Origin of the sequence: Bacillus sp. AFS001701, assembly GCF_002559405.1 — a bacterium.
Lineage (GTDB): Bacteria > Bacillota > Bacilli > Bacillales > Bacillaceae_G > Gottfriedia.
In genome coordinates this window covers 1-8,011 of sequence record NZ_NTZO01000223.1, presented here as the reverse complement: position 1 = coordinate 8,011, position 8,011 = coordinate 1, and the positions used below count along the sequence as shown (strand labels likewise).

At 32.7% G+C, this 8,011-nt stretch carries 9 protein-coding genes; 4 read left to right on the top strand and 5 right to left on the bottom strand.

Annotation, left to right across the window (positions count from 1 at the left end):
• Window positions 1-106: 106 nt before the first annotated feature.
• Window positions 107-238: a hypothetical protein gene (locus CN514_RS26575; RefSeq protein ID WP_286141703.1), complete on the bottom strand. Its 132-nt coding sequence runs from the start codon at window positions 236-238 to the stop codon at window positions 107-109.
• A 101-nt stretch (window positions 239-339) separates the two neighbouring features.
• Window positions 340-1,104: an arylamine N-acetyltransferase family protein gene (locus CN514_RS15245; protein WP_176525927.1), complete on the bottom strand. Its 765-nt coding sequence runs from the start codon at window positions 1,102-1,104 to the stop codon at window positions 340-342.
• Between the two features lie 439 nt (window positions 1,105-1,543).
• Here CN514_RS15245 and CN514_RS15240 point away from each other — a divergent pair, with 439 nt between their 5' ends.
• From CN514_RS15240 to CN514_RS15225, 4 genes are all read left to right on the top strand, one after another.
• Window positions 1,544-2,593 carry a sulfate ABC transporter substrate-binding protein gene (locus tag CN514_RS15240; protein WP_098233317.1) on the top strand — a complete coding sequence of 350 codons (1,050 nt, stop codon included), beginning with the start codon at window positions 1,544-1,546 and terminating at the stop codon, window positions 2,591-2,593.
• Window positions 2,594-2,700: 107 nt separating this feature from the next.
• Window positions 2,701-3,531, top strand: a complete 831-nt coding sequence (gene cysT / locus CN514_RS15235) for a sulfate ABC transporter permease subunit CysT (protein WP_098233316.1) — start codon at window positions 2,701-2,703, stop codon at window positions 3,529-3,531.
• Between the two features lie 2 nt (window positions 3,532-3,533).
• Window positions 3,534-4,415 (top strand): sulfate ABC transporter permease subunit CysW, encoded by an 882-nt coding sequence (cysW, locus tag CN514_RS15230; RefSeq protein ID WP_098233315.1) that lies wholly within the window; start codon window positions 3,534-3,536, stop codon window positions 4,413-4,415.
• 11 nt (window positions 4,416-4,426) lie between these two features.
• On the top strand, window positions 4,427-5,509 hold the full coding sequence (locus CN514_RS15225) for a sulfate/molybdate ABC transporter ATP-binding protein (protein WP_098233314.1): 1,083 nt from the start codon (window positions 4,427-4,429) through the stop codon (window positions 5,507-5,509).
• Window positions 5,510-5,568: 59 nt separating this feature from the next.
• Here the strand turns inward: CN514_RS15225 and ispG are convergent, their stop codons facing one another.
• From ispG to CN514_RS15210, 3 genes are all read right to left on the bottom strand, one after another.
• The gene (gene ispG / locus CN514_RS15220) at window positions 5,569-6,669 is read right to left on the bottom strand and encodes a flavodoxin-dependent (E)-4-hydroxy-3-methylbut-2-enyl-diphosphate synthase (RefSeq protein WP_098233313.1); all 1,101 of its coding nucleotides are present in this window, start codon (window positions 6,667-6,669) and stop codon (window positions 5,569-5,571) included.
• A 117-nt stretch (window positions 6,670-6,786) separates the two neighbouring features.
• Window positions 6,787-7,119, bottom strand: a complete 333-nt coding sequence (locus CN514_RS15215) for a hypothetical protein (protein ID WP_097974294.1) — start codon at window positions 7,117-7,119, stop codon at window positions 6,787-6,789.
• A 118-nt stretch (window positions 7,120-7,237) separates the two neighbouring features.
• Window positions 7,238-8,011: DUF1189 domain-containing protein (locus tag CN514_RS15210; protein ID WP_217993930.1), on the bottom strand; the 774-nt coding region annotated here is incomplete at its 5' end.

Genomic DNA, 8,011 nt, shown 5'->3' with positions numbered 1-8,011 from the left:
AAATCAACCTCACTATACTCAATTCACGAAAATTTGGTAATTGATTGACAAGGTTGTTTTTCAACAACGTGAAAATAAAACCTTCTAATATAGAAGGTTTATTTTTTTAGTATTCTATTTCTTCAATATCCTTTGGCTGAGGAAGTGGTTGGTTATTTTGTTTGCTCTGATTTATTTTATTTATTTCATCTTCTCTTCTTTCTCTTATAATGCTGTTTTGCTTTTCGCGATTTTTCAATTTATTTGCTCCCTTCACTTCGATTACAGTTAATTTGTGCAAAATTAACTAATTTATTAAAAGTTTGAGGAGTAAAAATGTTCAGGGGATGGCAAAATTGTTTAACCTTTTATTTCTGCTTTTTGATTAAATAGATTATTAAAAATTGATTGCCACTCATCTTGACTTTTTATTTCAGTTAGACTGATTCTATGATTTTTGGTTACTTTTAATTGGTGATCTGATAATGAAATTCTTCCTTCTTTCGTTAATAAGTTGACGATTTTATATTGGGTGAAAATTGTTTCATTACTAGTTTGGAAGTAATGAAATTGTTCTTCGAATTGTTGGAGCTGTTTTGGAATAATTGAAATGAATAGTAAATCCTTCCAAGTTCCATTGAATTTTTGAAGGATGAAATTCGAATTGTCTTGTTCGATCATTCGATAGGATCCATTTGGATCTGAGTATTCATAATGGTCACGAAGCAAGAGAGGTTCTAAAAAACCGCCACCAATTCCTACGTCTGCGAGATAGTTTTGATCGTCAATTTTTACTAATATAGATAAATGTGAGAATTCGGGATTCCAACACTGTTTTTCTTCATTCCAAAATTTAGTTGAAATAAAAGATACATTGAAACCTAATTCTTGTAGGACCGAAAAAAGTAATGAATTCGTTTCAAAACAAATCCCACCACGCTTACCTGTAGCTATTTTTTTCATAATTTCAGAAGGATTCATTGAGAGCGGTATTTGAGAAATAATATCGATATTTTCAAATGGTATTGATAGTAAATGGTGCTTATGAATTTGTTTTAATGAGGAATATGAAATTGTTTGGGTTTTATTTAAACGGATGTGTTTAAAATATAACTCGATTAGCATGAAATCCTCCACAAAATTAAATGTAAATAGTAAATATAATGAGTATACAATGAGGATTGTATAAAAAGTGAATAATAAGGAAAATAATTTAAAATTTTCTAAAATCATAGTTGACACATAGGAATAGTGTGTTTATTATTAAGCTTATATAAAAAATCAATATGGCTGATTGGAAGACCAAAGGCCCTTAACTATTTTCATTAGTTAAGGGTCTTTTTGCACTTTAAAAAGGATAAATTGGCGGGGTGAAGGGTACTCGGTGTAACTGCCAATTATAGAATAAAGTATAAGTGCAACTACGTCTTTGCCTTCGCCTAATAGGCTAGGCAATAGACAAGTTTTCTTTACATTTGTGCCTTAAAGGGGAGATTTTAATGTGTTGAAGTGTAGAGATGGGTACAAATAAAAATCGGAAAATTGAAATTGAGAGGGGCAGATCATTGTGGGGGCAAAGAAATGGATTATTAGCTCGGTAGTTGTTGTATTAGCAGTTTCGGGAGTGTTGTATGCGACCTTGAAAGATGATAAATCGAAGGCTACTAATACTGAAGCAGCAAATAAAAATGTGGAATTGTTAAATGTTTCTTATGATCCAACTCGTGAATTATATGAAAATTATAATAAAGCTTTCAGTAAATATTGGGAAAAAGAACATAACCAAACTGTAACAATTAAACAGTCTCATGGTGGCTCTGGAAAACAAGCTAGGGCAGTAATCGACGGTTTAGATGCTGATGTAGTTACACTGGCTCTTGGATATGATATTGACTCGATCAATGAAAAGGCACAACTAATATCCCCTAATTGGCAAAAAGAATTTAAATACAATTCAACTCCTTATACATCAACGATTGTTTTTTTAGTAAGGAAAGGAAATCCGAAAAATATTAAGGATTGGGATGATTTAACGAAAAAAGGAGTTCAAGTAATTACTCCAAATCCAAAAACTTCGGGTGGCGCAAGATGGAATTATTTAGCTGCTTGGGGCTATGCAGATAAAAAATATAATGGTGATGAGAAAAAAGTAAAAGCATTTATGAAGAAATTATATAAAAACGTCCCAGTATTAGATACTGGTGCACGTGGTTCAACAACTACGTTTGTTGAAAAAGGAATTGGCGATGTATTAATAGCATGGGAAAACGAAGCATTACTTTCAGTGAAGGAATTAGGTGAGGGGAAATATAAAATTGTATATCCTTCGATAAGTATTCTAGCTGAGCCACCTGTTGCGGTTGTTGATAAAAATGTGAAGGAAAAGAAAACTGAAGAAGTGGCAAAGGCCTACTTATCTTATCTATATAGTAAAGAAGGTCAAAAAATCATTGCTGAAAATTATTATCGTCCGAGAGATAAAGAGATTCTCGCTAAATATAGTGAACAATATCCTAGCCTGCCATTGTTAACAATTGATGATTTCGGAGGATGGAGTAAAGCTCAATCAAAGCATTTTGATGATAGTGGAGTATTTGACCAAATTTATCAATAATACCTAATTGGAAAATAAGGAGGACATTGGACTTTATTGGGCGTTTTGTTAGCGCTTAAGCCAAGTCTTCTTTATTTGATTTTTATTTTAAGGAGGATTGACATAATTTGTTTAAGAAGCGGAAAAGAATCCTACCTGGATTTGGATTAACCTTTGGATTTTCAATATTATATATAAGTTTTTTTATTTTTCTTCCGGTATCGATGCTGTTCTTACATTCTTTCGATATAGGATGGTCAAAATTTATTAAAATTGTTAGTGAACATAGAGTACTAATGTCTTATAAAGTAAGTTTTGGAACTGCCTTTATTGCTGCGATAATTAACGCTGTTTTTGGTTTATTAGTAGCTTGGGTGCTTGTACGTTATCGTTTTCCTGGTAAACGAATTGTAGATGCATTCATTGATTTACCTTTTGCATTACCGACTGCAGTTGCTGGTATTACTTTAACAACATTGTATTCTCCTGATGGTTGGGTTGGAAGATTTTTCTCTTTCAAAATTGCTTATACACCACTCGGGATTATTATAGCTCTTACATTTATCGGGTTACCATTTGTAGTTAGAATGGTTCAACCTGTTCTTGAAAATTTTCAAAAAGATGTCGAGGAAGCAGCGGCAAGTCTAGGGGCAAGCCGTTTTCAAATTTTTTGGAAGGTGATTTTTCCAGGGATTTTACCAGCATTATTGACTGGATTTTCTTTAGCATTCGCAAGATCATTAGGTGAGTATGGGTCTGTCGTGTTTATTTCGGGAAATATGCCAATGAAGACTGAAATTACACCATTGTTAATTATGACAAAATTGGAGCAATATGATTACTCGGGTGCAACCGCACTTGCAGTTGTGTTATTAGTAACTTCTTTCTTACTCTTATTGATTATTAGTATTTTTCAAAGATACGCAAATCGTGCTTTTGTTCAAGGGGGTAAGAGTTAAGAATGGAAAGAGAATTGAAGGTAGAGAGAAAAATAGAAGTGAATGCTAGTACCGAGAAAAAAGCAAAATTAAACGGTAATACGTTTCCAATCATTTTAATTAGTATTGTCATACTTTTTTTAGCGCTATTTTTATTCCTTCCATTAGTTTCAATTTTTATAAAAGCTTTACAAGATGGTTTTGGAGTTTATAAAGAAGCGATTGTAAATGATGAGACTTTAGCAGCAATTAAATTGACGTTTTTGGTGACGATTATTACGTTACCACTTAATGCGATTTTTGGCGTTTCAATTGCATGGGCTACAACGAAATTTAATTTTAAAGGAAAAAATATATTAGTAACGTTAATTGAACTTCCTTTTGCAGTGTCGCCAGTTGTAGCAGGATTTTTATTTGTTCTATTATTTAGTCCGAATAATGGGATTTTTGGAGGTTGGTTAAAGGAACATAATTTAAAAATCATTTTTTCAACCCCAGGAATTGTTCTAGCAACAATTTTTGTCACTTTGCCTTTTGTAGCGAAAGAATTAATTGCGGTTATGCAGGCTACAGGGAGTGCTGAAGAGGAGGCTGCACTAACCTTGGGTGCGAACGGATGGCATATTTTTTGGAAGGTGACACTTCCGAAAATTAAATGGGGACTTTTGTATGGCGTTATATTATGCAACGCAAGAGCTGTTGGAGAATTTGGTGCTGTATCAGTTGTATCTGGACATATTCGTGGAGAAACAATTACAATGCCGCTTCATATTGAAAATTTATATAATGAGTACCAATTTCCACAAGCATATACAGTTGCGTCACTCATGTCCATTTTTGCGATTCTGACATTAGTTATTAAAAATATAATTGAATGGAAAGTTCTAAAGGAAGAGAAACAATAGGAGAGGATTGTATGTCAATTAAAGTTTCAAATGTAATAAAAAGTTATGAAAATGAAACTGCCTTAAAAGGAATTGATTTAAATATAAAAAAAGGGGAATTGGTTGCTTTATTAGGTCCATCCGGATCGGGTAAAACAACATTGCTGCGAATAATTGCCGGTTTAGAAAATCCAGATTTGGGTGAAATATTTTTTGAAGATCAGGATGTAGCAAATGTGCAGGTAAAAGAAAGAAATGTAGGATTTGTATTCCAGCATTATGCATTATTTCAGCACATGACTGTTTTTGAAAATATTGCTTTTGGTTTGAAGGTTAGACCAAGAGCTATACGTCCATTAAAAAGAAAAATTAAAGAGAAAGTGATGGAATTACTATCTTTAGTAAAATTAGAAAGCTTTGCAAATCGATTTCCTTCTCAATTATCTGGTGGACAAAGACAACGTGTTGCATTAGCAAGAGCATTAGCTGTTGAACCAAGTGTATTATTATTAGATGAACCATTTGGGGCATTAGATGCAAAAGTTCGAAAGGATTTAAGAAGATGGTTGCGTAAACTCCATGATGAAATTCATATTACGAGTATATTTGTAACGCATGATCAAGAGGAAGCACTTGAAGTTGCAGATCGAGTTGTCATTATGAATGGTGGAACAATTGAACAAATCGGAACACCTGAAGAAGTTTACCATACGCCAGCAAGTCCGTTTGTTTATGATTTTCTTGGCAAAGTAAATTTATTTCATGGAAGGATCAATAAGGGAAGCTTAATAAGTGGGGGGTTAGAAATCCCATTACCAGAATTAGTTGAACAAGAACATAAAGAACATAAAGAGGTTACTGGTTATGTTCGTCCTCATCAAATTACTATCGAAAAATTTGAAACAAATCAAACTTCGATCAGTGCAATCGTAACCCATATTCATGCTGTAGGACCTATCGTATATGTGGAAGTTCTACGGGAAGATACGAATGATTATGTTGAAATTGAACTCATGAACGAATTATTTTACGAACTAAATATTCAACTTGGAGAAAGGGTATTTGTCCGTCCTAATGAATTGAAGGTATTCATTCCTCAAGATTATTCGATTTGACAAGATAGGAAAATAATAAAAAAGGTTAAGGAACAGTGTCCTTAACCTTTTTGTTATGTTTAACCTTTTGCTGCTTCTAGTTCAGCTAGCTTTTCTTTGGCAATGATGTCGATTTCGCGTTTTAGTTCTTCAACCATTGTTGCTTCAGGTACTTTACGTACGATTTCCCCGTGACGGAATAGTAATCCTTCACCACGAGCTCCAGCAATACCGATGTCTGCTTCGCGTGCTTCACCAGGACCGTTTACTGCACATCCAAGTACGGCAACCTTAATTGGTACTTTTAATGTTGAGATATACTCTTCAACATCATTCGCAATACTAATTAGGTCAATTTCGATTCGACCACATGTTGGGCAAGAAATTAAAGTTGCAGCATTTGAAGATAAACCGAAAGATTTAAGTAATTCTCTTGCAACTTTTACTTCTTCAACTGGATCTGCGCTTAATGAGATACGCATTGTATTTCCGATCCCTTTACTAATGATTGCACCTAAACCTGCGGCACTCTTAACTGTACCAGCAAATAATGTACCTGATTCAGTAATACCTAAATGTAAAGGATAATTGAATGCTTTTGAAGCTTTTTCATATGCCTCAATTGCTAGGTTTACATCTGATGCTTTCATCGAAACGATGATGTCATGGAAATCTAAATCTTCAAGGATTTTAATATGATGCAATGCACTTTCAACCATTCCATCAGCAGTTGGGTAACCATATTTCTCCAAGATTCGTTTTTCTAATGAACCAGCATTAACACCGATACGAATCGGAATTCCTTTAGCTTTAGCAGCATTTACTACTGCTTCAACTTTTTCTTTACGACCGATATTCCCTGGATTAATTCTTATTTTATCTACTCCGCCTTCAATTGCTTTTAAGGCTAATTTATAATCAAAGTGTATATCTGCAACAAGTGGTATGTTAATTTGTTTTTTAATATCAGCGATTGCATTTGCAGCTCTTTCGTCTGGTACTGCAACTCGAACAATCTGACATCCAGCTTCTTCAAGTCGTTTAATTTCTGCAACTGTTGCTTCAACATCGTGTGTTTTTGTCGTTGTCATACTTTGGATTGAAATTTCATTTGCTCCACCAACAACTACATTACCTACTTTAACTGCACGTGTTTTACTTCTATGTGTAATTTCGTTCACGAGTAACTCGCTCCTTCAAAAATAACTTTATTTCTATTTTGTATTAATCTACATTATCATATTTTCTTCATGATTACTCATTTTATCAACTGGTACTAAAGAAATATAACACAAATTTTATTTTTGTGAAGAGTAAATTGGGAATTTATAGGATTTTCCACTTTGAATTTTAGTAGGCGAAAGTCCATTGTTTAATGCACTAAAATCTTTTGTAATTTGGCTAATTGGCTGGTTAAAATCAGGGTTAAGGTTTTCGATAATTCCTAATACAGTGTCACCGTTTTTAACTTGAATTTTTTCATATTTTGGAAGTGAGGTTTCTTTTGTTTCTGATTTTGTTGCTTTTGCCACTGTAGCAATATGTTTAGTTGGGATCGTCCCTACTTGTAGGTCAAAGAATATTATATATGCAAGCAATAAAGAACCTAGTAAAAAAGCTATTTTTTTCATTAATAATCACTCCTTTTGTAGACTATATGCTTGTCCACAACGAATATTCCTACTAGGAGCTTGGACTAATAAATATTTTAGCAAAAAAAAAGAAGTGTGAAACACACTTCAGCAAACATTATTTTTTAGAAGGTAAATTTTTAATTGTTAATGTGTACATAACAACTGTTATTAAAATAAAAATTAAAGTTTGGAATGGAATATTGATTTTCAATAATCCTAGCAATAAATAGATAACAGTAGGCAATGTTAAGCTATACGAAACCATTGCAAAGCGTTGTCTAAAAGGTAAGTTCTTAGTTGACTTAAATAAAGCTGTTAAAAACGCTAATAATGTAGCAACTATAAATATGAAGATACAAGATCCTAAATAAAATAGGAAAAATAATGCGATTAAAAATACTGGAAGAGCTTCTTTTATATTTTTAATAAATTTTGAAACGTCTGCTTTGTTTATTTTTGTAGATTTTAATGAAGGGTAAGGGTAATCTTGCTCGCCTTTATCATTTTTAATAATTACTCTATTTTTTAAAACAACAACAGCAAATTGTTCATTTTTTAATTTTGAAGGTATAACTGTTTCATTTGGATAAAAAGCATATTTATATTCGCCGATATTTCGTTCGAACGGCGTATTATCGTTAATTGATATAGCTCCTTTGTTTAAAGAAATTGACTGAATATTGTCTTTAAGCAAATCAGAAACATTGTTCACCTGAAGCTTCACATTTTTTTCAAATGAAAAGAAACCCGGAAGAGTATATAAAATTGCTAGTAGGAAAAGAAAAAAGATTGTTTTACCGATTTTTTGGAGTCTATATCTTGATATTGTTTTTGGAGAGTATAAACTAAACCAAAATTGTTTAAATATATTCATAAACTCATCCTTTCT

Bases quoted from the DNA above. Each gene is read 5' to 3' on its own strand.
- CN514_RS15245 (WP_176525927.1), bottom strand. From the start codon at position 1,104: ATGCTAATCGAGTTATATTTTAAACACATCCGTTTAAATAAAACCCAA.
- cysW (WP_098233315.1), top strand. From the start codon at position 3,534: ATGGAAAGAGAATTGAAGGTAGAGAGAAAAATAGAAGTGAATGCTAGT.
- CN514_RS15215 (WP_097974294.1), bottom strand. From the start codon at position 7,119: ATGAAAAAAATAGCTTTTTTACTAGGTTCTTTATTGCTTGCATATATA.
- CN514_RS15225 (WP_098233314.1), top strand. From the start codon at position 4,427: ATGTCAATTAAAGTTTCAAATGTAATAAAAAGTTATGAAAATGAAACT.